The 24202-nt window shown below is 74.8% G+C and carries 18 protein-coding genes; 12 read left to right on the forward strand and 6 right to left on the reverse strand.

The window, feature by feature from the left end; genetic code table 11:
* Positions 1-89 precede the first annotated feature (89 nt).
* The gene (locus tag ACF09E_RS04800) at positions 90-365 is read right to left on the reverse strand and encodes a hypothetical protein (protein WP_073917414.1); all 276 of its coding nucleotides are present in this window, start codon (positions 363-365) and stop codon (positions 90-92) included.
* A gap of 148 nt (positions 366-513) precedes the next feature.
* On the opposite strand from ACF09E_RS04800, the gene ACF09E_RS04805 reads away from it, so the two are divergent.
* Together ACF09E_RS04805 and ACF09E_RS04810 are read left to right on the forward strand one after the other, a co-directional pair.
* A complete protein-coding gene (locus ACF09E_RS04805) occupies positions 514-873 on the forward strand; it encodes an arsenate reductase family protein (RefSeq protein WP_388799587.1) in 360 nt (119 codons plus the stop codon).
* Positions 874-1063: 190 nt separating this feature from the next.
* Positions 1064-2476 carry a PLP-dependent aminotransferase family protein gene (locus ACF09E_RS04810; RefSeq protein WP_392203892.1) on the forward strand — a complete coding sequence of 471 codons (1413 nt, stop codon included), beginning with the start codon at positions 1064-1066 and terminating at the stop codon, positions 2474-2476.
* 50 nt (positions 2477-2526) lie between these two features.
* On the opposite strand, the gene ACF09E_RS04815 is transcribed toward ACF09E_RS04810, so the two are convergent.
* Entirely contained in the window at positions 2527-3465 is a 939-nt protein-coding gene (locus ACF09E_RS04815; protein WP_392203893.1) for a Gfo/Idh/MocA family protein, read from the reverse strand.
* Positions 3466-3662: 197 nt separating this feature from the next.
* Here ACF09E_RS04815 and ACF09E_RS04820 point away from each other — a divergent pair, with 197 nt between their 5' ends.
* The 4 genes from ACF09E_RS04820 to ACF09E_RS04835 all read left to right on the forward strand — a co-directional run bounded on the left by ACF09E_RS04820 (position 3663) and on the right by ACF09E_RS04835 (position 8434).
* Positions 3663-5129, forward strand: coding sequence for a hypothetical protein (locus tag ACF09E_RS04820; RefSeq protein WP_392203894.1), 1467 nt, complete (start codon positions 3663-3665; stop codon positions 5127-5129).
* Positions 5126-6328 (forward strand): hypothetical protein, encoded by a 1203-nt coding sequence (locus ACF09E_RS04825; RefSeq protein WP_392203895.1) that lies wholly within the window; start codon positions 5126-5128, stop codon positions 6326-6328. The genes ACF09E_RS04820 and ACF09E_RS04825 overlap by 4 nt, the downstream gene beginning before the upstream one ends.
* A gap of 138 nt (positions 6329-6466) precedes the next feature.
* Positions 6467-7498: a glutamine synthetase gene (gene glnII, locus ACF09E_RS04830; RefSeq protein WP_361855912.1), complete on the forward strand. Its 1032-nt coding sequence runs from the start codon at positions 6467-6469 to the stop codon at positions 7496-7498.
* A gap of 384 nt (positions 7499-7882) precedes the next feature.
* Positions 7883-8434, forward strand: a complete 552-nt coding sequence (locus tag ACF09E_RS04835; RefSeq protein ID WP_392203896.1) for a winged helix-turn-helix domain-containing protein — start codon at positions 7883-7885, stop codon at positions 8432-8434.
* A 4-nt stretch (positions 8435-8438) separates the two neighbouring features.
* Here the strand turns inward: ACF09E_RS04835 and ACF09E_RS04840 are convergent, their stop codons facing one another.
* Positions 8439-9962 carry a PepSY-associated TM helix domain-containing protein gene (locus ACF09E_RS04840; protein WP_392203897.1) on the reverse strand — a complete coding sequence of 508 codons (1524 nt, stop codon included), beginning with the start codon at positions 9960-9962 and terminating at the stop codon, positions 8439-8441.
* A gap of 51 nt (positions 9963-10013) precedes the next feature.
* Positions 10014-10727 (reverse strand): hypothetical protein, encoded by a 714-nt coding sequence (locus tag ACF09E_RS04845; RefSeq protein ID WP_392203898.1) that lies wholly within the window; start codon positions 10725-10727, stop codon positions 10014-10016.
* 154 nt (positions 10728-10881) lie between these two features.
* Here ACF09E_RS04845 and ACF09E_RS04850 point away from each other — a divergent pair, with 154 nt between their 5' ends.
* The 5 genes from ACF09E_RS04850 to ACF09E_RS04870 all read left to right on the forward strand — a co-directional run bounded on the left by ACF09E_RS04850 (position 10882) and on the right by ACF09E_RS04870 (position 17215).
* Positions 10882-11883 carry an NAD-dependent epimerase/dehydratase family protein gene (locus ACF09E_RS04850; RefSeq protein WP_392203899.1) on the forward strand — a complete coding sequence of 334 codons (1002 nt, stop codon included), beginning with the start codon at positions 10882-10884 and terminating at the stop codon, positions 11881-11883.
* A 268-nt stretch (positions 11884-12151) separates the two neighbouring features.
* Complete coding sequence (locus tag ACF09E_RS04855) at positions 12152-12952, forward strand: tyrosine-protein phosphatase (protein WP_392203900.1); 801 nt, start codon at positions 12152-12154, stop codon at positions 12950-12952.
* A 152-nt stretch (positions 12953-13104) separates the two neighbouring features.
* Positions 13105-15168 (forward strand): hypothetical protein, encoded by a 2064-nt coding sequence (locus ACF09E_RS04860; protein WP_392203901.1) that lies wholly within the window; start codon positions 13105-13107, stop codon positions 15166-15168.
* A 95-nt stretch (positions 15169-15263) separates the two neighbouring features.
* A complete protein-coding gene (locus ACF09E_RS04865) occupies positions 15264-16148 on the forward strand; it encodes a metal-dependent hydrolase (protein ID WP_361855866.1) in 885 nt (294 codons plus the stop codon).
* A complete protein-coding gene (locus ACF09E_RS04870) occupies positions 16148-17215 on the forward strand; it encodes a PDR/VanB family oxidoreductase (protein ID WP_392203902.1) in 1068 nt (355 codons plus the stop codon). The genes ACF09E_RS04865 and ACF09E_RS04870 overlap by 1 nt, the downstream gene beginning before the upstream one ends.
* A gap of 19 nt (positions 17216-17234) precedes the next feature.
* Here the strand turns inward: ACF09E_RS04870 and ACF09E_RS04875 are convergent, their stop codons facing one another.
* Positions 17235-17771, reverse strand: coding sequence for a hypothetical protein (locus ACF09E_RS04875; protein WP_392203903.1), 537 nt, complete (start codon positions 17769-17771; stop codon positions 17235-17237).
* Between the two features lie 37 nt (positions 17772-17808).
* Between ACF09E_RS04875 and ACF09E_RS04880 the strand changes: the two genes are divergently transcribed.
* A complete protein-coding gene (locus ACF09E_RS04880; RefSeq protein ID WP_392203904.1) occupies positions 17809-18543 on the forward strand; it encodes a TetR/AcrR family transcriptional regulator in 735 nt (244 codons plus the stop codon).
* Between the two features lie 278 nt (positions 18544-18821).
* On the opposite strand, the gene pulA is transcribed toward ACF09E_RS04880, so the two are convergent.
* Positions 18822-24122: a pullulanase-type alpha-1,6-glucosidase gene (pulA, locus tag ACF09E_RS04885; RefSeq protein ID WP_392203905.1), complete on the reverse strand. Its 5301-nt coding sequence runs from the start codon at positions 24120-24122 to the stop codon at positions 18822-18824.
* Positions 24123-24202 lie beyond the last annotated feature (80 nt).

Consider the following 24202-nt stretch of genomic DNA (forward strand, 5'->3'; position numbering starts at 1 on the left):
CACGTACGAGGCCCGCCGCCCCCTTTCGAGGGGGCGGCGGGCCTCGCCGCTCTCCACCGGCCGGGGCCGGGCAGCGCCCCTCCGCCGTGTCAGCGCCCGTAGCGGATCATCGCGCGGACCATGCGGCAGGTGGTGTCCGAGGGCGGGTGGATGCCGAGGTGGTCGGCCGTGGTGCGTATCGTCGCGTTCGTGGCCTTCGACGGGACGTAGACGCCGGCGTCGAGGAGGGCGATCGCGAGGCGCATGGCCTTCAGACGGCGGTTGTGCGTCACGTACCACTCGCGGGGGCGGCCCGCGGGGAGCGGCTTCTTCCGGAGCGGCTTCCAGGGTTCGAGGGACGGTGTCCGGATCACGGCGAGAGCCATGGGCTACCTCCTGGCGAACGGCGGGGTGCGGGCCCTCCCCGGGACCCTCACCTTCACCCCCCATTTTAGGGCCCACCACTGACAATCGCCCCTGGCCAGAGGGGGTTTGGGGGGTGGTGGAGAGGGCCCTGGGGGGTACCGTGGGGGCATGGAGATCTGGATCAATCCCGCCTGTTCCAAGTGTCGCAGCGCCCTCACCCTTCTCGACGCCGAGGGCGCCGACTACACCGTGCGCCGCTACCTGGAGGACGTGCCCTCGCCCGAGGAGATCCGCCGGGTGCTCGACCGGCTCGGGCTCGAACCGTGGGACATCACGCGGACGCAGGAGGCCGCCGCCAAGGAGCTCGGCGTGAAGGACTGGGCCCGCGACGCCGGGAGCCGCGAGCGGTGGATCGAGGCCCTCTCCGCGCATCCTAAGCTCATCCAGCGGCCGATCATCACCGCCGAGGACGGCACGGCCGTCGTCGGCCGCACCGAGGAGGCCGTGCGCGACGCGCTCTCCCGCTAGGGGGTTGTCGCCAGGCTTCCGGCTGCCCCCACGGCGCCCTGCACGACAGGCCCCAGGGCCTGTCGGTCCGGAGGGTCCCGCGCGGCGGGCGACGCCCGGGGCGGTCCCGCGCCTTCCGTCGGCGCTACCCTCGCCCGGCAGGACGCAGAAGGCCGCTGACGGCCTCGTGAGCGACGGTGAGGAGCACCCCGTGACCGCATCCGACGGCGGCGGGCCCGGTGTCGACCTGCACCTGGAGCTGAGCGCCGCCGGCGGCCGCCGGGCCGCGCTCGTCGCCGCCCTGCGCGAGGCCGTACGCGGCGGGCGACTGGCACCGGGGACCCGGCTGCCGCCCTACCGATCGCTCGCCGCCGACCTCGGGGTCGCCCGCAACACCGTCGCCGACGCCTACGCCGAACTCGTCGCCGAGGGCTGGCTCACCTCCCGCCAGGGCTCCGGGACCCGCGTCGCCGAGCGGGTCGCCGCACCCGCCCCGCGGTCCGTCCGCCCCACCGCCCCTCCCCCGCTCCCCCACGACCTCGTCCAGGGCAAGCCCGACCCCGCCGCCTTCCCCCGCACCGCCTGGGCGACCGCGGCGCGGCGGGCCCTGGCCGCCGCGCCCCACGAGGCCTTCGGGATCGGCGACCCGCACGGCCGGACCGAACTGCGCCACGCGCTCGCCGAGTACCTCGCCCGCGTCCGGGGCGTCCGCACCGCACCGGACCGCATCGTGGTCTGCTCGGGCGCCGCGCACGCGCTGCGCCTCCTCGCGCGCGTCCTCGGCCCGGCGGACCCGTGGGCCGTCGAGGCCTACGGCCTGCCCTTCCACCGCGGCCTCCTCGCCGAGGCCGGGATCACGACCCTGCCGGTCGCGGTCGACGGGGACGGGGCCCGGGTCGCCGACATCCCCCGCCCGGCGCGCGCGGTCCTGCTGACCCCCGCCCACCAGTTCCCCACCGGCGGCCCCCTGCACCCCGAACGCCGGGCCGGCGCCCTGGAGTGGGCCCGGGACTCCGGCGGACTGGTCATCGAGGACGACTACGACGGGGAGTTCCGCTACGACCGGCGGCCGGTGGGCGCCGTCCAGGGCCTCGACCCCGAACGGACCGTCCTCGTCGGCTCCGTCAGCAAGAGCCTCTCCCCCGCCCTGCGGATCGGCTGGATGTGCCTGCCGTCCGCCCTCGTGGGGCCGGTGGTCGCCGCGAAGGGCGAGCGGGAGCCGCACTCCTCCGCGACCGACCAGCTCACCCTCGCGGACCTCCTCTCCTCCGGCGCGTACGACCGGCACGTCCGGCGGATGCGCCGGCGGTACCGCCTCCGGCGCGACCGGCTGACCGCGCTGCTCGCCGAACGGGCCCCCGCCGTACGGGTCACGGGCATCGCCGCCGGACTGCACGCCGTCCTGGAACTGCCCCCGGGCACGGAACGGGCGGTCCTCGCGGCGACGGCCCGGCGCGGGGTCGCCGTGGAGGGCCTGGACCTCTACCGCCATCCCGACGCCCCGCACCCCGGCGGCGGCGCCGGGGACGGGCTCGTCGTCGGCTACGCCACCCCGCCGGAACGGCTCTACGAACCCGCCCTGGAAGCGCTGTGCGACGGACTCGACGAGGTGCTCGGAGTCTGAGGGCCGTCGCACGCGGCCGACTCGCCCGGGCCGACTCGCCCGGGCCGGGCCTACCCCTGCGCCCGCTCCGCCGCCGACTCCTTCGCGCGGGCCTCCGCCAGCGCCTCCGCCCTCGTCAGGATCTCCGTCAGCCGCAGGCCGAACCGGGCGTCGCAGGCGGCGGGTTCGCCCGTACGGGCCGCCTCGACCAGGGCGTCCACGGCCGCACCGAACGCCCCCACCGCCCCGTCCCAGCGCGGCAGCTCCACCCGGCCCCCGGAGCCGTACAGGGTGAGCGCCGCCTCCGCCGCCTCCGGCGGGGCGCTGAGCGTCAGCGTGGCCGTGCTGCTCGCACCCGAGGTGTGCCGCAGCACCAGGTGGTGGGTGTCCGCCGGACCGCGCGCCGCGGTGATCTCCGTGACGTCGCCCAGGACCGGCAGGTAGACCGACAGGACGTGCGGGCCCACGTCCCACAGCCCGCCCTTCTCCCGGCGCCAGGGAGAGGCCGCGTACGCGCTGCTCGACCCCGCCCCGTACAGCGAGCCCAACCAGTGCGCCTCCCCCAGGAACCAGCCCCCGGCCGCCGCCTGCTCCTCGATCCAGCGCGCCGTCGGCCCGGCGAACCGGAGTGTGCAGAAGACCACCGAGGCCGCCCCCGCGGCCTCCACCGCCCGGGCCACCTCCCGCGCCCCGGCGACCGTCGTCGCGACCGGCTTGTCGAGCAGCACGTGGCAGCCGGCCTCCGCGGCCCGGACCGCCAACGGGGCCTGCACGTCCGGCGGGAGCGCGAACGCCACGGCGTCACTGGCCTCGAACAGCGCGTCCAGGTCCTCGTACGCCCGCGTGCCCGACGCGGCGGCGAGCGCGGCCGCCGCCTCCGGGCGCCGGCCCCACACCCCGCTGAACTCGATCCCCCGGTGCGCCGCCAACGCGGGCGCGTGCGTGTGCCCCGCCCAGGGGCCGGTGCCGAGGAGTCCGATACGGGGCTTCGCGCCCAGCTGCTTCGCCATGCCCCCAGTCTGCCCGGTCGCACCGACGACGGGCTCCGGAAATCCCCTCGCGGCCCTCCCCCCCGACCGGTTAGCGTTTCCGCGCCGGCCGCGGGACTCCGGTGCGACTTCCGGAACCTGCCTATGAAGCAACGTCTTCGCTGTTCGCGCCCTCATTCCCCGGCCGGCGCCCCGCTCCGCGCAAAGGAGGGAGAGCCGTGTCCGAGCTCGTCGCCGCCGAGGACGTGCTCCTCTTCGTCAACGCCGCCGTGACGGCCACCGGCCAGCGCGAGTTCCGCTCCTCCGCCGCCGAGCAGCGCTTCTCGCTCCGCTTCGTCCACGCCTACGTCCGGGTCAACTACCGGCCCGTGTACGCGGCCGCCCTCGCCCTCGACATCAACCACCACAACGCCGCCCTCATCGTGGAGCAGCTGCTGCGCACCGCCGACGAGGCGGGCGGGCCCGAGGCGAAGCGGGCGGAGGGGCGGCTGATCGGGGCGCGGCTCGCGCTGCTGCCCCCGCAGCGGGTCTACCGGCTGTTCCGCGCGCTGCGCGCCGCCGGGGTCAACAACCGGCGCACCCGGGCGATCGTGCGCGAGTGGCTCGCGGCCCGCCCCGACCACGCCCTGGACGCGGTGAAGTACCGCAGCGGCCTCAAGGCCGCCCTCCGGCACGTCCACGGCGCGCCGCCGTCCTCCGAGACCGGGGACTTCCTCTTCGCGCCGGGTCGTCGCGTCCGGTACGAGGACCCGACGCTCGACGCGTTCCGCCGCGCCCGCTACGAGCAGGGCGCTCTGTACGAGCTGCCGTTCACCGTCGCCGAGGGGTTCGCCGCCGCCCACGGCGTCCCGCGCGCGGTGTTCCTGGAGCGGATCGCGCCCCGGATGACCCGGCTCGAACAGCTCAGGACAGAGCGGGCCGCCGACCTCTCCGTGATGCCGCTGACCCGGCTCGCCCTGTACGTCCTCTCGCTGCCGTTCGACGCGCGCACGGCGCGGCGGGCCGAGCTGACGGAGGCGCTGCGGGCCGCGGCCCGGCGCGCGGCCGGCCGGGACGCGGGGAGCTGGGGCCGGGTCACGGCCGTGCTCGACGACAGCTTCTCCTCCTCGGGTTCGGCGGTGAAGCGGCGCCGCCCGCTGGCGGTGGCGCTCGGCTGCCACTTCCTCCTGGAGGCCCTCGCGGCGCCGGGGGCGTACACCCCGCTGTGGACCTCGGGCGGCCGCGACCCGCTGCTCGTCCGGCCGTACGGGCCGACGCCGCTGGGCCTGCGGGTCCTGGACGGCCTGGAGACCGGTCCGGAGCGGCTCGTGATCGTCTCGGACGGCTGGGACAACGCCCCGCCGGGGCTCGCGGGAGAGGTGCTGCGGGTGTGGCGCACGCGGCTGGATCCGGAGCGCCGGACGAGCGTGGTGCACCTGAACCCCGTATACGACGCGGAGGGTTTCGACGTGCGGCGGCTGGCCCCGAGCGTGCCGACCGCGGGGATCCGGGACGCCGAGGACCTGGCGGCGCTGGTGGAGATCGCGCAGTTCGCCGAGGGCCGGACCGGGTTCACGGAGCTGAGCGCCTATCTCGACCGGCGGGTGGAGCGGTTCCTGGCGGGAGCGGGACGGCCGGGGCGGAGCGGACGCGGGGCCCGGGAAGCGGGAGAGGGAGCGGGAGAGGCGGGAGGGGTCGGGGGATGACGGGGATCGACCTGACCGGGCTCGACGTCCGGCCGGCGCAGGTGTGGGGCGGGGTGCGGCTGGTGCCGCTGGTCCGGGCCGCGCCGGTGCCCGGGCTGCGGCTGCACCGGGAGGTGTACGGGGGCCGGGGCGCGGTGGACCTGTCCGACCGCGCCACCTACACCTCGTACATCCCGCACGGGTTCGTCGCCGACTGGACGGGGGCCGGAGCGGCGGCGGGGCCGGGCCGGGAGTCCGCCGCGTACGGGACCGTGCTCGGCGGCGGCGGGCGCGGCCGGGGCGGCCGGGCCGGGCCGCCGGACTGCGTGCCCGTGCGCCGGATCCACCGCATGGCCAAGCGGCGGCGGGACGGGGAGGGGCGCGCCGAGGCGCGGCTCCGCTTCCTGCCGCTGCACCTCGCCCTGGAGGGCTACCTGGCGCTGCACTTCGGCGGGCCGTCGGTCGTCTGGGACGAGTGGTCCCGCGAGGCGGTCCGGCACGGCCTCTCGCCGCGGGCCGAGGCGGCGTACGCCGGGTGGAGCGTGCCCGGGCTGACCGAGGCCCTGCGGGTCTTCGAGGTCCACCCGGGCCAGTGCGGGCTGCTGCTGTACGTGGCCGACGCGCTGGCCGCGGCCTTCGTGGTGCCGCACCCGGACGACTACCGCCTGCTGCACCCGACCCTGGTCGAGGACCTCTACGGGGAGCTGGTCCACCAGTACGCGCACTACGGCGCCCCGGTCGCCGGGTTCACGGCGCGGATCCGGGACGGGGCCGGCGGCGTCCGCACCCTCGCGGAGCTGCGGGCGGCGGCGCTGCGGCAGGAGCGGGACTGGGCGGCGGCGCACGACGGGCTGATGGCGCGGGACCTGCTGGAGACGTCGTACGCCTTCGAGCGGGTGCAGCGGACGGGCCCGTTCGCCCTGCACCGGTTCCTGCCGCCGTTCGAGCGGGGCGGGACGGAGCAGCACATCGGGGAGCTGATCACCGACCACAAGGGCCGGGCGGTGTACCTGAAGACGTTCCGGCTCTCGGAGAACCAGATCCGGAAGGGGTACCTGCTGCGGCGGCTGGCGGACTGCGACTGGCACCTGGGGCGGACCGCGGAGGCCCTCGGCACCTCGTACGCCGAGGTCGTGCGGCGTGTCCGGGGCGCGGGTCTCGACCCGCTCCTGAACGCCCACGTCGTCGCACAGCGGCTCCGCGAAGATCGGGAAAGCTGAGTAACACGGGGTTCACATTCGGGCAACCGACGGGAAATCCCGTGTTGCGAAGCTGCGACCGGACACAGACACCGCAGCTTCTCGCAGCGCCGCGAGCCGCCGCGACACCCGCAGCAGCACGCTCAAAGGATGAGGCCCGTGACCTTCAAGGCTGAGTACATCTGGATCGACGGCACCGAGCCGACCGCGAAGCTCCGCTCGAAGACGAAGATCCTCGCGGGCGAGGGTGCCGCGCTGGAGGAGCTGCCGATCTGGGGCTTCGACGGTTCCAGCACGAACCAGGCCAAGGGCCACGCCTCGGACCGCGTCCTCAAGCCGGTCTTCGTCTGCCCGGACCCGATCCGCGGCGGCGACGACATCCTGGTCATGTGCGAGGTCCTCAACACGGACATGACGCCGCACGAGTCCAACACCCGCGCCGCGCTGGCCGAGGTCTTCGCGAAGCACGCCGCGCAGGAGCCGATCTTCGGCATCGAGCAGGAGTACACCTTCTTCGAGGGCAGCCGTCCGCTCGGCTTCCCGGAGAACGGCTTCCCCGCCCCGCAGGGCGGCTACTACTGCGGTGTCGGCGCGGACGAGATCCACGGCCGCCCGATCGTCGAGGCGCACCTGGAGAACTGCCTCAAGGCCGGTCTCGGCATCTCCGGCATCAACGCCGAGGTCATGCCCGGCCAGTGGGAGTTCCAGGTCGGCCCGCTGGCGCCGCTGGAGGTCTCGGACCAGCTGTGGATCGCCCGCTGGCTGCTCTACCGCACCGCCGAGGACTTCAACGTCTCCGCGACGCTGGACCCGAAGCCGGTGAAGGGCGACTGGAACGGCGCGGGCGCGCACACCAACTTCTCGACGAAGGCGATGCGCGAGGGCTACGACGCGATCATCACCGCCGCCGAGTCCCTCGGTGAGGGCTCGAAGCCGCTCGACCACGTGAAGAACTACGGCGCCGGCATCGACGACCGCCTGACGGGCCTGCACGAGACCGCCCCGTGGGACCAGTACTCCTACGGCGTCTCGGACCGCGGCGCCTCGGTCCGCATCCCGTGGCAGGTCGAGCAGGACCAGAAGGGCTACATCGAGGACCGCCGCCCGAACGCGAACGTGGACCCGTACGTGGTGACCCGCCTCCTGGTGGACACCTGCTGCGAGGCCCTCGCGAAGGCCGGCCAGGTCTGATCCGCACCGTCGCGCGCCGGGGGGCGCCCACCGTTCCGGTGGGCGCCCCTCGGCGTGTCCCGGGGAGGTCCGGTCTCCCGGCATGTGGGAAGGACGACACGGGGTTTGGCCGGCGAAGGGGTCGTCGGGGACATTCCCTTCTGGTTCAATAGGGATATGGCCATCACTCAGAACGACACCGCGACGGGTCGTCACGACCTCGAGCCGTTCTGGCCTTCCCGGCAGCACCATGACTTCGACCGGGTGTGTTGCCGCGCGAGGAACGCGTCGGCCCTCTAAAGCCCCGATCGGTACGGTCCGATCCACGGCCTTCGGCCGACGCGCACGACGTTCGACGTACGACTCCTGTCCGTTCGTTCCTCCGCGCGAAAGAGCTGACTTCCCATGGTCCAGACCGCTCACAGCACCCCTGCCGCCGTTCGTCCGAACCGTCATCGGCTGCGTGCCGTCGATCCCAACGAGGTCGTCGACTTCGCCCAGGTCGCCGACTTCCTGCCGCCCGGTGCCACGCTGCTGCCCGCGCCGCCGCACACCCTGCCCACGCTGCCGGGGCGGCCGCCGATGGTCGGGTACCTGGTGCTCGTGCCCGCCGACCAGCAGCCCCGTCAGCCCGTCGCCGCGGCCGTGCCCGCGCCCGTCGCCGCGGTGGAGGAGCAGGGACCCGTCGCCATCGACGGCGTCCAGCGGATCGCCGTCGTGGACGGCCGGGCGCTCGACCTGACATATCTCGAGTTCGAGTTGCTCGCCCATCTGGTGGCGCACCCCCACCGGGTCCACACCCGCGACCAGTTGGTCACGACCGTGTGGGGGTACGGCCACGTCGGTGACGGTCGCACCGTCGACGTGCACGTGGCCCGGCTGCGGCGCAAGCTGGGCGCCGAGCACCGCCACACGATCCAGACCGTGCGGCGGGTCGGCTACAAGTACACGCCCTGACCGGTCAGCCCGTCCGGGTCCCGCTCCTCGCCCTGGACACGAGTCCCAGGGCGAGGTCCACCGTCAGGAACAGCACCAGACTGATGCCGAGCAGCGGGACGAACCACGCCACGACGGCCGTGACCGCGAGGAGCGGGAGCAGCATCGTCACCGGGATCCGCCGCCAGGCGCCGCGGGCCGCGGGGCGGCCGGGGCGGCGGAGCCACCACATGCGGTAGCCCCAGAGGATCAGCAGGACGAGGGCGAGGGCCAGCGCCGCGAGGGCGAGCTGGTTGAACAGGCCCAGGAACACGCCGGTGTGGGCGTCGATGCCGATGCGGGTGAGCTTGGCGAGGAGCGGGTAGTCGGCGAAGGCGAGCCGGTCGACGACCGTGCCGTCCGCCGGGTCCAGCGCCACGGAGTCCAGCTGGAGCGGGAACTGGGTGTCCGTCTCCTTGATCACGTAGCCCTTGCCCTCGGCGGGCAGGACCAGGGAGATCCGCGGGCTGTCGATGCCGGCGGCGCGTGCGGCGTCGAGCGCGCCGTCGACGCCGATGTCCGGTCCCTGGGTGGTGGTGCCGCCGGTGTGGCCGCCGCCGTGGCCCTCGTGTGCGGAGGAGTCCCCGGCCGTGCCGTCGACGGTGGCGGTGAGGGTGGGCGTCGCGCCGCCGAGGCCGTCCTGGACGGTGCCGATGTTCTCGCCCGCGTACCGCGACCAGGTCAGGCCGGTCGCGGACAGGAGGACGAGTCCGGTCACGGCCCACAGGCCGACGCTGCCGTGCCAGGAGAGGGTGCGGCGGCGCGAGGCGGGGCCGCCCTCGGGGACGAACAGGGCACGGCGGTTCCTGCGGCGCCGGCCGAGCCACAGCAGCAGGCCTCCGAGGGCGATGACCCAGAGCCAGCTGGCCGCGAGCTCGCTGTAGTTGCGGCCTATGTCGCCGAGGTGCAGGTCGCGGTGGAGGCCGTCGATCCAGGTACGCAGGGGAAGGGCGCCGGAGCTGCCGTAGCTGGGCAGCGTGCCGCGGACGTCGCCGGTGTAGGGGTCGACGAAGACGGCGAGTGAGGTGTCCTCGGGGACGTCGGGGTCGGCCATCAGGACGCGGGTGGTGGCACCGGGTTCGGCGCCGGGCCAGACGGCGGTGACGGTGCCGTCCGGGTTGGCTCCGCGGGCGATGTCGACCTGTCGGGAGAGGGGCAGGGTCTGCCCGCCGACGGGGACTTCGAGTTCGTGTGCGTACACGAACTTCTCGGCCTGGAAGGAGAGCGCGTAGAGCAGGCCGCTGGCGGCGGCCACGAGGAGGAACGGGGCGACGAGCACGCCCGCGTAGAAGTGGAGGCGGAGGACGAGGGGGCGGAGGGCGCTCCAGGTCCCCGCCTTCCGGCGGGGCGTGGCGGGGGTGTCCGCGGGGGCGGGGGTGTCCGCGGGGGCGGGGGTGTCCGCGGGGGTGGTGCCGGTGGTGCCGGTGGTCCGGGTGGTGTCGGTGGTCCGGGCGGGTGCCGACGGTGGCGCCTCGGTGGTGTCCGGGCGTGCGGGATCGTCGATCGTCATCGCTGTGACTGTCCTTGGAGTCGTTGCAGACAGGGGGGAGGGACCCCCGGGTCAGCCGTGTGCTCCGAGGGTCGTGGCGCGGGGTGCGGTGGGCCGGGGCGGGCCGCGCCGGGACAGGGTGTGGGCGAGGACGACGGTGTGGGGGCGGTGCGCGCTCCGCCGGTGGCACCGGGCGGGGCGGCGCGTGGTGTCGGGGGCCTGCGGACGGGTGAGGAGCAGGCGCAGGGGGGTGAAGGCGTGGGCGAGGGCGGCGCGGGCGAGGGTGAGGAAGGCGGCTTCGCCGTGGGCCAGCCAGAGGCCGCAGAGGAGGGCGGCGAGGAGGTGGGCGGCGAGCATGCCGGAGGTCATGTCCATGGACATGACCGTGTGCGGGGCGGGGATCGTGCCGTGCGCGCCGGTGGCCGTCATGGCATGCATGGCGTGCATGCCGGCCGTGGCGTCCATCCCGGTCATGTCGTGCATGCCGGTCATGTCGTGCGGGATGGCCGGGTGTCCGGTGTCGCCCGCGTGGGCGCCGGCCAGGGAGAACAGCAGGTGCAGGGCGCCCTGGAGGACGAACAGCGCGCCGGCGATCGACGCGGCGCCCCGGCGCCGGCCCGCGGCGGCCCACGCGGCGGCGGCCGTCAGGGCGAAGGCGCCGAGCAGGGCGAGCGGCGGCAGCTGATGGGCGGACATGGAGGAGTGCCCCACCGCGGCCAGGGTGACGCACACCACCGCGAAGAGGGCGGCTCTCAGGGCGCGCAGGGGCGACCGGGCATCCGTCATCGCCCGTCATGGTGCCACCCCGTTCTCCGGCGGACGAGACCACCCTCCCGAACCGGTGACGTTCCTCCCGGGCGGATGACCTTCCTCCCGTGGCGGAATCCTCCGGCAGCGAAAGTCCCTGGTCCCGGGCGGCGTCACCGGGCACGCTCCGATCATGAGACTGCTGATGCTCGGAGGTACGGAATTCGTCGGCCGCGCGGTCGTCGAGGCGGCGCTCGGCCGGGGCTGGGAGGTGACCGTCTTCCACCGCGGCCGGCACGCGGCGCCCGCGGGCGTCGCCTCGCTGATCGGGGACCGGACGACCGGGCCCGAGGGCCTCGCGGCGCTCGCCACGGGGTCCTGGGACGCCGTGGTGGACACCTGGTCGGCGGCGCCGTCCGCGGTGCGGGACGTGGCGCGGCTGCTCGCCGACCGGGTCGGGCGGTACGCGTACGTGTCGAGCCGGTCGGTGTACGCGTGGCCGCCGGCGGCGGGGCTCGGCGAGGACGGTCCGCTGGTGGAGGGTTCGGCCGACGACGGGGACGTGCCCTACGCCGAGGCGAAGCGGGGCGGGGAGCTCGCGGCGACGGCCGCGTTCGGGGAGGACCGGACGCTGCTCGTCCGGGCGGGCCTCATCCTCGGGCCGTACGAGAACGTGGGCCGGCTCCCGTGGTGGCTGGGCCGGATCGCGGAGGGCGGTCCGGTGCTCGCTCCCGGGCCGGCGGACCGGTCGGTGCAGTACGTCGACGTGCGGGACCTCGCCGAGTGGACGCTGGACGCGGTGGCCGCGGGGCTGTCGGGGCCGTACAACCTCGTGTCGCCGCCGGGTCACGTGACGATGGGGGATCTGCTCGACGCGTGCGTGCGGGTCACCGGTTCGGGCGCCGAACTGCGCTGGACCGCCCCGGAGGCACTGGTGAAGGCGGGTGCCGAGCCGTGGTCGGAGCTGCCCGTGTGGCTGCCGCCGGGCGAGACGTACGACGCGATGCACACCGCAGACGTGTCCCGCGCGCTGGGGACGGGGCTGCGGTGCCGGTCCGCGGCGGAGACGGTCGCGGACACCTGGGCGTGGCTGGAGTCGGTCGGGGGCACGGCTCCCCAGCGGCCCGACCGGCCGCGGGTCGGCCTGTCCCCGGAGCGGGAGGCGGAGGTGCTGGCGGCGCTCGCGAAGGGGTGAGCGGGGGGGTGAGCGGGGGGGGTGCCGGCGTGATCGGCACCGGCGCGGGCGGGTGACGGGCGCGGTGGAGTCCGCCGGCGGGCGCGGCGGGTCCAGTGGCGGCCGCGGGGGGTCCCTGCCGGGGCGCGGGGGGCCCGTGCCGGGCGCGGCGGGTCCAGTGGCGGCCGCGGGGGTCCCGTGCCGGGCGCGGCGGGCGGGCCGCACTGCTCGGAGGGGGATGTTCCCTTACGGTCGACACGAGAGCGCTCGTACCGGAGGAGTCGACGTCATGCCCGCCATCCCCGCCGCCTCCGTCGCCAACCTCCGCGACCTGGGGGGTCTGCCGCTCGCCGCGGGCCGTTCGGTCCGCCCCGGGCTGGTGCTGCGCTCCGCCCATCTCGACCGGCTCGACCCGGCGGACTCCGCCGTGGCCGCGCTGGGCATCCGTACCGTCGTCGACCTCCGTACGGTGACGGAGCGCGCGGAGCGGCCGGACCGGCTGCCGCCCGGTGCGCGGGGCCTTGTCGCGGACGTGCTCGCCGACCATCTGGCGACCAGCGGGCTGCCTCCCGCTGCCCGGCTGAAGGAGCTGCTGTCCGATCCGGCGCTCGCCGAGGAGCACCTGGGCGCGGGCCAGGTCCGGGAGGCCTTCGCACGGACGTACCGGACGTTCGTCTCCGGGGAGTCCGCCCGCGCCGCCTACCGCGTCCTGCTGACCGAGCTGGGCGCTCCGGACGCCGGTCCGCTGCTCTTCCACTGCACGGCGGGCAAGGACCGGACGGGGTGGGCGGCGACGGTGGTGCTGTCGCTGCTCGGTGCGGACGAGGGGACGGTGCGGGAGGAGTTCCTGTCGGTCAACACGGCGGTGCGGCAGGCGTTCGCGCCGATGATCGAGGGGTTCACGGCGCAGGGCGGCGACCCTGATCTGGCGCTCGACCTGATCGGGGTCCTGCCGCGGTACCTGGACGCGGCGTTCGACGAGGTGGCGGTGCGGCACGGGTCGATGGAGCGGTACGTGCGGGAGGGGCTCGGGGTCCCGGACGGGGTGACGGAGCGGATCCGCGAGCGGCTGACGGCCCCGGCGGGGTGAGGCGGCCGCGGCGGCCGGACCCGCGGTGCGGGGTGCGGGCCGCGCGGTCGACGGCCACGGGGCCCGCGGGTCGCCGGGTCGCCGGGTCGCGGGGTCGCCGGGTCGCCGGGTCGCCGGGGTGACCATCGGAAGAATCGCTCGTTCTGCTGAACGTGAGCACCCAGGATCTCGTTCCCTCGCCCGTGGGCCCCGTCGACGTCGAGCAGGCCGAGGCCGCGCTCGTCGAGCGCTATCCGCGGCTCGTCCGCATCGCCTACCTCGTGCTTCCGCCGTCGCTGGGCCGCAACCGCCGGGTGCTGACCGCGCACGCCCTCGTCCAGCGCTCGCTGCCGCGCCGCCGGGTGACGGGCCCCGCGGTGCCGGGGCCCCGGCCGGCCGAGGACGCGGTCGATCCCGGGTACGCGTACGTACGGGGCGAGGTGCTGCGGCAGGCACTCGTGGCGGGGCTGCCGCTCCGGCGCCTCGCGCTGCCGCGCCGGGCGCAGTTGCCGCCACTGCTGCCGCACGTGTGGGGGCTGCGGTTGTTCCCCCGGGTCGGGGGCGCGGACGAACTCGCCCTGGACCAGCGGCTGTCCCGGCTCTCCGGTCCGGGCCGCGCCGCGTACGTCCTGCGGGGCCTGGAGCGCCAGGGCGACGCGGAGGTCCTCCGGGTGCTCGCGGCGGCGGGGGTGGCGGATCCGGGTGCGGCGCTGGCGGAGGCGGACGCGCTGGACGACCGGGAGGACGGGACGGCCGGTGCCGCCCCGGAGGGTCCGGACGGCGGAGGGGACCGGTCGGGCGGCCCGGCCGGGGACGAGGCCGCGAGCGGGGACGGGTCCGCGGGGACGGGCGGCGGGTCCGGGGCCGGTCGCGCCGCCGGTCGCCGCAGCGGGGTCGCGCTCCTGGAGTCCGACGAGTTCGACCCGTGTGCGCTGCAGGCGCGGCCCACCGATCTGCTGCGGCGGCGGCAGCACGCCCGGGCCGGGGTCGTCGCCGTCGCGGCGCTCCTGGTGTGCGGGGCGCTGCTCGGGCTGCCCGGGGACGGGTGGGGCAGGAACGGTGCCGCGGCGCCCTCGTACGCCCGCAACCCCGCCGCGGAGGCCGCCCTCGACCCGGCGAGGCTCAAGCGCGTCGATCCGGCCGTCTGGCCCGGTTCGACCCGTCAGGACTTCTCCGTGTGGCCCGCGCGCGGGGCGCTCGTCGGGGACCGCGCGCTGCTGCGGCGGGCGCTGGCGGTGTGGGCGCGGCCGGGTGCGTCGGTGCGGTCCTCCGCCACGCCGGGGACGCCGGTCGGGCCGCCCATGGGGCCGCCCCAGCTGCTCTTCGCCGGGGTGGTCGACGGGGCCCGGGTGGTGCTCCTCCACGACGGGCTGCGGGCCGTGCGGTACGCGGAGCCCGTCGCGGGCACCGCGGGGGCGGCGCTCGACTTCGCGCGGACCGACGGGGCCGACGGCGTCGGCTCGGCCGCGCTCGTGGTGTCCCGCGCGGCCGGCAACGTCCGGTACCTGACGGCGCCCTGGGTGGCGGAGACCTCCGCGCGGAACCTGCTCGCGCCGGGCGAGGAGGCGCGGCCGCTGGGGCGGGACGCCGGCGGGGTGACCGAGCCGATGACCAGTCCCGCGTCGGCGCGCGACTGCACCCGCTGGAACACCCTTCAGGTGCGGGACGGTTCGGGGCTGCGGCTGCTCGCCGACCTGGGGGAGCTCGCGCCCGCCCGGCTCCTGTGGGGGCCGCCGGAGGCTCCGGCCGACGCCACGGGACCGGAGGCGCGGGCGGCCTGGGCGCGGACCGCGTGCCAGCTGACGGCGGTGCGGGCGCACGGCGTGCGGTCGGTGAACGCCTGGCGGTTCGCCCGGCAGCCGCTGCCCGAGGGCGCCGGGCTCGGCACCTGGCTGTGCACGCGGGCGGAGACCTGGCGGGGCACCGGCAGCCGGGTCCTGGCCCAGTTCCTCGTCCCGTCGCCCGCCGTGCCCGCCGCGCTCGCGGCCCGGTCCGAGGGGTCGCCCGCCTGCGGTGTGCGCGATCCCCGGGTGCTGGCGGGGGTGCTCTGGCAGGCTCCGGCCGGCGGCTGGTACGTCCTGGCCGCCGGGAGCCCGGACTTCGCCGCCCTGGAGACCTCGGGCGGGGTGAAGGGGCGGTCCGACGGCCCCCTGCTGGCCGTGAAGGCGGCGGCCGGGGCCCGTGCCGACCTCGGCGGCACCCTGCGGGACGGGACCCGGGCGCGCGCCCTGCGGTGACGGCGGGTCCGCCCCGGGCCGGGGGTGGGCGCGGCGGGCAGAAAGAGCGTGCAGACCTCTGTTGTCCTCCCGCTACCCCTCAGTACATTGACGCCATGTCTAATACGCAGCCTGCGCCGGTGGCGTCGGAGCACGTCGATCTCAAGGCCCGCAAGGTCTCCTTCGACTGGGAGGCGACCCCGCTCCACTGGGTGCCCGGCGATCCCTTCACCACGCACACCATCAACGTGCTGCACCTGCTGCTCCCGGCGGGCGAGCGCTGGTTCGTGCACGTCTACCAGCAGGCCCTGCCGTACATCACCGACGACCGGCTGCGTGCGGACGTCATCGGCTTCATCGGCCAGGAGGCCATCCACTCCCAGGCCCACGACGACGTGCTGCCCCACCTCCGGGAGCAGGGCCTCGACCCGACCCCGTACACCGCGCAGGTCGACTGGTTCTTCGAGAAGCTGCTCGGGGACCGGACCCTGCCGCCGGGGCGGCCGCGCCGCTGGTGGCTGATGGAACGGGTCGCGATGATCGCCGCGATCGAGCACTACACCGCCTTCCTGGGCAACTGGGTGCTCAACGCCGACCAGCTCGACCGGGTCGGCGCCGACCCCACCATGCTCGACCTGCTGCGCTGGCACGGGGCCGAGGAGGTCGAGCACCGCTCGGTCGCCTTCGAGCTGTTCATGCACCTCGACGGCGGCTACCGGCGCCGCGCCCGGACCTGGGCGCTCGCGTTCTCCGCCCTCGTCTTCCTCTGGCAGCGGGGCGTCCGCTTCTTCATGGAGAACGACCCCACCCTGCTCGACGGCAAGGCCTCCCTCGGCCAGTTCGTCCGCAAGGGCCGGCAGGGCGTCCTGCCCTCCACCCCCGACATGCTCCGCTCGATCCCCCGCTACCTGAGCCGCGCCTACCACCCCTCCCAGGAGGGGGACACCGCGCAGGCCCTGGCCTATCTGGCCGCCTCGCCCGGCGCCAACGGAGGCCGCTGATGCCCCGGTTCACCACCGTCGCCCTCGTCGCCGGGGCCGCGCTGCTCGTCCGCCGCGCCGTCCGCAGCCGGATGACCACCGCCCCGCTGTGGCCGATGCCCGCCCTCGACGAACCCGTGTCGGGATACGGCCGGGGCAGCACCGTCCCCCGCAAGGTCCGGGTGGCCGCCCGCACCGCGCCGGCCGAGGGGGTCGTCGAACTGCGCCTGGAGGGACGGGGCCTGCCCGGCTGGCGTCCCGGCGCGCACATCGACCTCGTCCTGCCCTCCGGCCTGGTCCGGCAGTACTCGCTCTGCGGCGACCCGGCCGACCCCGCCGCGTACACGGTGGCGACCCGGCTCATCGAGGCCGGCCGGGGCGGCCGGGGCGGCTCGCACGAGGTCCACGAGCAGCTCCGCGAAGGGGTGGAGATCGAGGTCCGCGGCCCGCGCAACCGCTTCCCGCTCGTCGACTCCCCCGCGTACGTCTTCGTCGCCGGCGGCATCGGCATCACCCCGGTCCTGCCGATGCTGCGCGCCGCGGCGGCCGCCGGGGCGGACTGGCGGCTCCTGTACTGCGGGCGCAGCCGCGCGAGCATGCCGTACCTGGCGGAGATCGAGGGGCTGGGCGCCGCGGGCGACCGGGTCACCGTCGTCGCGGAGGACGAGTCCGGCCACCCCGACCTGGGCTTCCTCGCCGACGTGTCCGCCGGGACCCCGGTCTACTGCTGCGGCCCCGACGGCCTCATGGCGGCTGTGGCGGCGGCGCTTCCGGCGGGCGTCACACCGCGTCTCGAACGTTTCTCGGCCGCCGCGACGACCGGCGGCACGGCTTTCGACGTCGAGCTGCGCCGCTCCGGCCGCACCGTGCGGGTGGCGGCCGACCGGTCCGTCCTGGCGGCGGTCCGCGAGGAGGTCCCCGGCCTCATGTACTCCTGCGGTCAGGGCTTCTGCGGGACCTGCCGGCAGCGGGTCCTGGAGGGCGAGGTCGACCACCGGGACGAGCTGCTCACCGATGCCGAGCGGGGCGACTCGATGCTGATCTGCGTCTCGCGCTGCGCGGGAGAGCGGCTCGTCCTCGACCTCTAGGAGGCGCCGGGAGAGGACGTCACGGCAGGACGAGCCAGTCGAGGGCGAGGGCGCCGAGGAGGCCGGCCACCAGGAGCCAGGTGCCGAGCCTCGTACGGCCGTTGCGGGAGAGCTCGATCACGATGCCGCAGAGGATCATCGCGAGTCCGTAGACACCGACGACCAGGACGGAGGTCCGGCTCGCGAGCCGGATCACCAGGACGACGGCCATGGCGACGAGCAGCACGGAGGCGGCGGCGACGCGCAGCCGCCGCGCCTGCTTGGGCGTGAGGCCCTCGGCGTCCGCGGGGTCGTCGCCCTCCTGGTCGCCGATGTCCTCGTTGTCGATGTCCTCGTCGTCGTCCTCGTCGTCCTGGTCGTCCTCGTCGTCCTCGCCCGCTTCCTCGGCGTGGTCGTCGGGATCGGCCGCTTCCGAAGGGGCGTCCCGCCCGGCCTGGGGTCCGTCCGCGTCCCCGGGCGCGGCCTTCCGGCGTACGGCGTCGGCCTCTTCGGCCTCGGGGGCCTCCGCGGGCTCGGGGGCCTTGACGGCCGGGGTGTCCTGGTCGGAAGCGCTCATGGGGCAGGAGCGTATCGGACGACGTTAGGCTGTTCGTATGACGACCGGGGTACGCCGCAGGATGGGCGTCGAGGAGCGCAAGCAGCAGCTGATCGGGGTGGCCCTCGAACTCTTCAGCCACCGCTCTCCCGACGAGGTGTCCATCGACGAGATCGCCGCGGCCGCGGGGATCTCGCGGCCGCTGGTCTACCACTACTTCCCCGGCAAGCAGAGCCTCTACGAGGCCGCTCTCCGGCGCGCGGCCGACGAGTTGGCGGCCAGGTTCGTGGAGCCTCCGCAGGGCCCCCTGGGGGCGCGGCTGCTGCGGGTGATGGGCCGGTTCTTCGACTTCGTCGACGACCACGGGCCGGGTTTCGCCGCGCTGATGCGGGGCGGTCCGGCGGTGGGCTCCTCCACCACGAACGCGATGATCGACGAGGTGCGGAACGCCGCGTACGTGCAGATCCTCGCCCATCTCGGGGTCGAGAAGCCCTCGGCCAGGCTCGAGTTGGTCGTGCGTTCCTGGGTGTCGCTCGCCGAGTCGACGGCGCTGATCTGGCTGGACGGGCGCCGGGTCCCCCGCGCCGAGCTGGAGTTGCAGCTGGTGCACGACTTCGCGGCGCTCGCCGCGGTGAGCGCCGCGTACGACCCGGACATGGCGGAGATCCTGGTCGGCATCCTCGCGGACGAGCCGGCGGACGGACCCTTCGGGGAGCTGGTGGGCCGGCTCGTCGCGCTGGTCCCCGCGGCGTCGGCCGACGCGCCCTCCGTGCCCGACCAGCGCACGCGGTAGGACGGTTCGGGGCCCGGGCCCCGGAGGTCGGCCGGCCCCTGACCGGCGTCCCGGGGAGTCCCGGCGACCGATCCGGCCGTACGGTGCCCGGCAGGACGGCACAGGTGAGCTTCCGGCAGGCGGACGGCGGCGACGCGGTCCTCCTCGCGGAGATGTCCACGAGGCCGCGGGCCGCCGTGCCGTCGGCGAGGAGCCGGGAGGGCTCGCCGCCGACGGCACGCGTGACGGGGTGCCCCTGAGGGAGCGGTCCCTGTCTGCCGCCCGGGTGGGCGGGGGCGTCACTTCGCCGTGAAGACCGCCACCGTCCGCGCCGGGACCGTGAAGGTGCCCGAACCCGTCTCGTAGGAGGCGGACTTCACGACCGCGTCGGCACCGGCCGCCTGGACCGGGTGCAGGGCGTACGGGGTCCCGGCCAGGCCGGCGACCCGCTGCGTCTGCTGCCGCGGGCTCGCGTTGAGGACCACGACCAGGTCGCCGAGGCGCATCGTGATCACGCCCGGGGTCTCCTCGGGGCCCGAGAGAGGGAAGGACAGGGCGTCCTGCACCTGGCCCGCGGTGGCGAGGGAGAAGGCCGGCTCGGTGGTGCGGATCTTCTGCAGGTCGCGGTAGGCGGCGGAGGCGCCGTCGATCTGCGCGCAGCCGGCGGTGAGGGCCGGGTTCACCAGGAGCGGCTTTCCGTAGCCCCACTTGGCCTTGTTGTCCGCGGCCGGCGGGAGGCCGCGGCCGAAGCCGTTGCCGTCGCGGCAGTCCCAGTGGATCGCGTTGAACCAGTCGCCGCTGTCGTACGAGTTGCGGTCGAGGGACTTGGAGCGCAGCAGGTCCGATCCGGCCTGGGAGAGCGCCGGGCCCTGCGAGAGGGTCGCGGTGGCCATCGCGAGGACCTGCATGCGGGCCCGGTCCGCCGCCGACGTGCCCGCCGGCAGCTTGAAGGCGAGCGCGTCGTACAGGGTCTCGTTGTCGTGGGCGTCGGCGTAGGCGAGGGCCTCGCCGGGTGCGGCGGCGTATCCGGCCGGGGAGCCGTTGTAGTCGACCTGGCTGCCCTTGACCGTGCGGCCGGCGGTGTCGGTGAAGGAGTAGTCGGCGAGGTTGCCGGTCAGGCCGACCTTGATGAGGTCCTGGTAGTGGAGGAGCCGGGCTCGCTGCTGCTCGGGGGTGCCGTTGGCGGTGGAGGTGTTGGGGTCGGTGAAGAGGCCGGAGGCGAAGCCCTGGACGCCGGGGTCCTCGTCGAAGGGGCCGCCGCCGCGGACGGCGTCGCGGGCCCGGTCGGAGAAGGTCGCGACGCCGGTGCCGGCCATGTTCTTCTGGGTGGCCTGGACGAAGCGGGCGTCGTCGGCGATCTCGCCGAAGTTCCAGCCCTCGCCGTAGAGGATGATCGCCTTGCCGTCGACGCCGTCCTTGGCGACGGTCAGCCCGTCGAGGGCCTTGCGGACGGCGAGGATGTTGGCCTTGGGGTGGTGGCCCATGAGGTCGAAGCGGAAGCCGTCGACCTTGTACTCCCTGGCCCAGGTGACGAGGGAGTCGACGACGAGCTTGCCCATCATCGCGTTCTCGGGCGCGGTGTTGGCGCAGCAGGTCGAGGTGGCGACGGCGCCGTCGGCCTGGAGGCGCTGGTAGTAGCCGGGGACGATCCGGTCGAGGACGGACTTGTCGGACTGGCCGGCGGCGACGGTGTGGTTGTAGACGACGTCCATGACGGTGCGCAGGCCGTCGCGGTTGAGGGCCTGGACCATCTGCCGGAACTCGACCGTGCGGCGGGTGCCTTCGGGGTCGGTGCTGTAGGAGCCCTCGGGGACGGTGTAGTGCAGCGGGTCGTAGCCCCAGTTGTAGGCGTCCTGGGCCGCGGCGGCGGCCACGCAGGCCTGCTGCTCCTCGGAGTCGGGGGCGTAGACCTTGAGGTCGCAGGCGGGTTCGGTCCGGTCGGACTTCTTCTCGGGGATGGTGCCGATGTCGAAGGCCGGGAGGAGGTGGACGTAGGAGGTGCCGGAGGCGGCGAGCTCGCGCAGGTGCCGGGAGCCCTTGCTGTCCGCGTCGGTGAAGGCGAGGTAGGTGCCCCGGTGGTCCTTCCTGGCCGTGGTGTCCGCGACGGAGAAGTCACGGATGTGGAGTTCCTGGATCTGGGCGTCGCGCAGCGGGACGGCGGCGGGCTTCCTCAGGGAGTTCCAGCCCTTGGGGGCGAGCTTCGGGTCGGCGAGGTCGACGGCGAGGCTGCGGGCGGAGTCGGTGGTGAGGGCGGTGGAGTAGGGGTCGGTGACCTTGTTGGTGACGATCTTCTGGACGGTGGGGGCCCAGACCTTCACGACGTAGCGGTACGGCTTGCCGGTCCAGGACTTCGGGCCGGTGGCGGACCAGACGCCGGAGGTGTCGTCGCGGCGCATGGGCACGGTGCGGCCGTCGAGTTCGAGGGCGACGGACTGCGCGGTGGGGGCCCAGACGGAGAGGTCGACGCGGCCGCCGCGGAAGACGGGGCCGAGGGCGGCGCCGGTGGCCTTCTTGGCGTAGAGGTCGTCGAGGACGCCGGCGGTCTGGACGCCGGTGGCGGCGAGCAGGGCGCCGTTGGCGGCGCGCTGGGTGGCGATGAGCTGTCCGCGCAGGGAGTCGCGGACGCGGTCGGTGTCGCGGGGGTCGACGGTGAAGGCCGGGTACGCCGACAGGTGCGGGTACTTCGCCTTCTGGGCGTCGGTGAGGGCGGTCTGGTTCAGCCGGAGCCACTGGCCCTCGGTGTTCAGGGCGCCGTCGGTGACGGTGATCCCGCCGTCCTCGGCGTACACGAGCTGCTGGCTGGTGGCCTCGGTGGCCTTGACCTTCCAGACGACGGTGTTCCGGTCGATCCACTGGGCCTCGGCCTTGCCGAGGTCGAGGTTCGGGGCGCCGCCGACGGTGGGGAGGAGGTACTTGGGCTGTCCGGCGAGGGCCCAGACCTCATGGCCGAGGCCGGCGAGGTCGAGGGACTGGTCGGTGGGGAGGTCCTTCTCGTCGCCCTTGTGGAGGATGTACGAGAGGGAGGTGGCGCCCTCGGTGAGCGGGACCTCGTAGACGGCGCCGTAGGCGTCGACGCGGGTCGGCATGAGGGGCTTGGACCAGTCGGTGGGCTGGGCGGCGCCGGTCCAGGTGTGGAGGCCCCAGCCCGTGTAGTCGCCGTCGGGCCGCTGGTAGTGGATGACGGCCTTGGTCGTGTCCTGCGGGGCCGGGGACGGGTTCGTGTCGGACTGGCCGTCCTGGCCCTGGGTGATCCAGACCTCGCCGGTGCGGCCGAGGTCGACGGTGCGCTGCGGGCCGTCGGCGGCGCCGTTCTTCTCGACGGTGTACGCGACGGTGGACGCGCCTTCGGGGACCTTCACCCAGGCGAAGGCGCCGTGGGCGTCGCGGCCGGTGAAGGCGGCCTCCTGGCCGGCGCCCTTGAGGGTCCAGCCGTCGTAGTTCCCGTCTTCGCGCTTGTAGTGGACGACGGCGTAGGTGCGTTCGACGGCGACCGGCTTCTCGGGCGCGGGGGCCTGTCCGGCGGTGCTCGCGGCGGTGGCGCTCGCGGTGCGGCCGGTGCTGTCGACGGCGACGGCCTTGTAGCGCAGGGGGGTGCCGGCGGGGGCGGTGACGTGCTGGGTCACCTTGTAGGGGGCGTGGTCGGCGGTGCCGAGGGTCTGCCAGCGGCCGTTGCCGGTCTGGGCGGCGAAGACGACGCGGTCGAGTCCGCCGCCGCTGACGTCGGCGCTGATCTCGACGGTGCCGGTGGCTCCGGCGGCGGGGGCCCGGAGGCTGACGGACGGCTTCACGGCGGGCGCCGGGAGGGCCTTGTCGGCCTTGAGGACGAGGGACGAGAGGGCGGGGACGGTGACGGTGACCTTGCCGCTCGCGGCGGTCACGGCGCCATGGCCTCCGTACAGGGCGCGGAAGTCCGCCGAACCGACGGGGACGGTGACCGTCTTCGCGGTGGTGGCGCTGTTGGTGGCGACGAGGTACTCGGTGCGCGTCCTCGGGTCCGTACGGGAGAAGGCGTAGACGGATCCCTCGGCGTACCGTTCCTGCTGGACGCCGTCGCGGAGGGCCGGGTTGTCGCGGGTCAGCTTCGACAGCGCGGCGACGGACCGGTAGACGGGGTGGGTCGGGTCGTAGGCGTCGGCGGCGTGGGTGCGGTCGGTGCCGAGCTGGTCGTCGTCGAGGTAGTCGGCGGTCTTCGACGCGAAGAGGGTCTGGCGGGCGTCCTTGTCGCCGCCGGGACCGGTGAAGCCCTGCTCGTCGCCGTAGTAGACGACGGGGTTGCCGCGGGACAGGAACATCAGCTCGTTGGCGAGGGCGGCGCGGCGGACGAGTTCGGTGTCGGAGGCGTTCGGGTTGTCCTGCTTGAGGAAGGTGCCGATGCGGCCCATGTCGTGGTTGCCGAGGAAGGTCACCTGCTCGTAGGCGTTGGCCTTGTCGGTGGTGTACCGGTAGTCCTCGGCGAAGACCTTGGCGAGGCGGTCGGCGCCGGCTCCCTGGGAGGCGAAGGCGCGGGCGGCGTCCTGGAAGGGGAAGTCGAGGGTGGCGTCGAGCCGACCGCGGGTGACGTACGGCGAGGTCACGGCGGTGTCGGCGGAGTAGACCTCGCCGAACATGAAGAAGTCCTCGCGGCCCTGCTTCTTCGCGTAGGCGTCGAGGGCGGTGGCCCACTGGGTCCAGAAGTCGAGGTCGACGTGCTTGACGGTGTCGATGCGGAAGCCGTCGATCTTGAAGTCGCGGACCCACTTCTCGTAGATCCTCCGCATGCCGTCGACGACCTCGGGGCGCTCGGTCCACAGGTCGTCGAGGCCGACGAAGTCGCCGTACTCGGCGGACTCGCCGACCCAGGTGGAGTCGCCCCTGTTGTGGTACATCGTGGGGTCGTTGAGCCAGGCGGGGACCTTGGCGTCCGCCTTCGCCGCGGAGGCGACGGGGGTGTACGGGAAGGAGTCGGCGTCGACCCGGCCGACGGCCTCGCGGTCGTCGAAGGGGCGGCCGTCCCTGTCGAGGTAGGGGTAGGCGCCCTTGGGGCGGTAGCCGTACTTCTGCTCGGCGTAGTCGACGGTGTCCGCGGTGTGGTTGGTGATGACGTCGAAGAAGACCTTCATGCCCTTGCGGTGGGCGGCCGCGATCAGCCTCTCCAGGTCCGCGTTCGTCCCGAAGTGCGGGTCGACCTGGGTGAAGTCGGTGATCCAGTAGCCGTGGTAGCCGGCGGAGGCGTCCTTGCCCTCGCCCTGCACGGGCCGGTTCTTGAAGATCGGCGCCATCCAGATGGCGGTGGTGCCGAGGCCCTTGATGTAGTCGAGGCGCTCCGTGAGGCCCTTGAGGTCGCCGCCCTGGTAGAAGCCCTTGTCGGTGGGGTCGAAGCCGGTCTGCGTCCGGCTGCCGGTGAGGCCGCCCCGGTCGTTGGAGGTGTCGCCGTTGGCGAAGCGGTCGGGCAGGACGAAGTAGAACTGCTCGCGGGTGAGGTCCTGGCGGGACGGTTCGGCGGCGAGCTGCCGGTCGGTCGGCGGGGCCGGGGGCCTGGGCGCGGCGGCCGCGGGGACGGCGGGCACGAGGGCGGCGCACAGGGCGGCGGCCAGTGCGACCGCCGTTCGCTTGCGTGTCACGGGGGTGCTCCCTGGAGGAGGGACGGGTGTACGGGTGCGTGCGGGTACGGGTCGGAGGGCCGCCCCGGGTGGGGCGGCCC

Origin of the sequence: Streptomyces sp. NPDC014891, from assembly GCF_043081085.1 — a bacterium.
Taxonomy (GTDB): domain Bacteria; phylum Actinomycetota; class Actinomycetes; order Streptomycetales; family Streptomycetaceae; genus Streptomyces.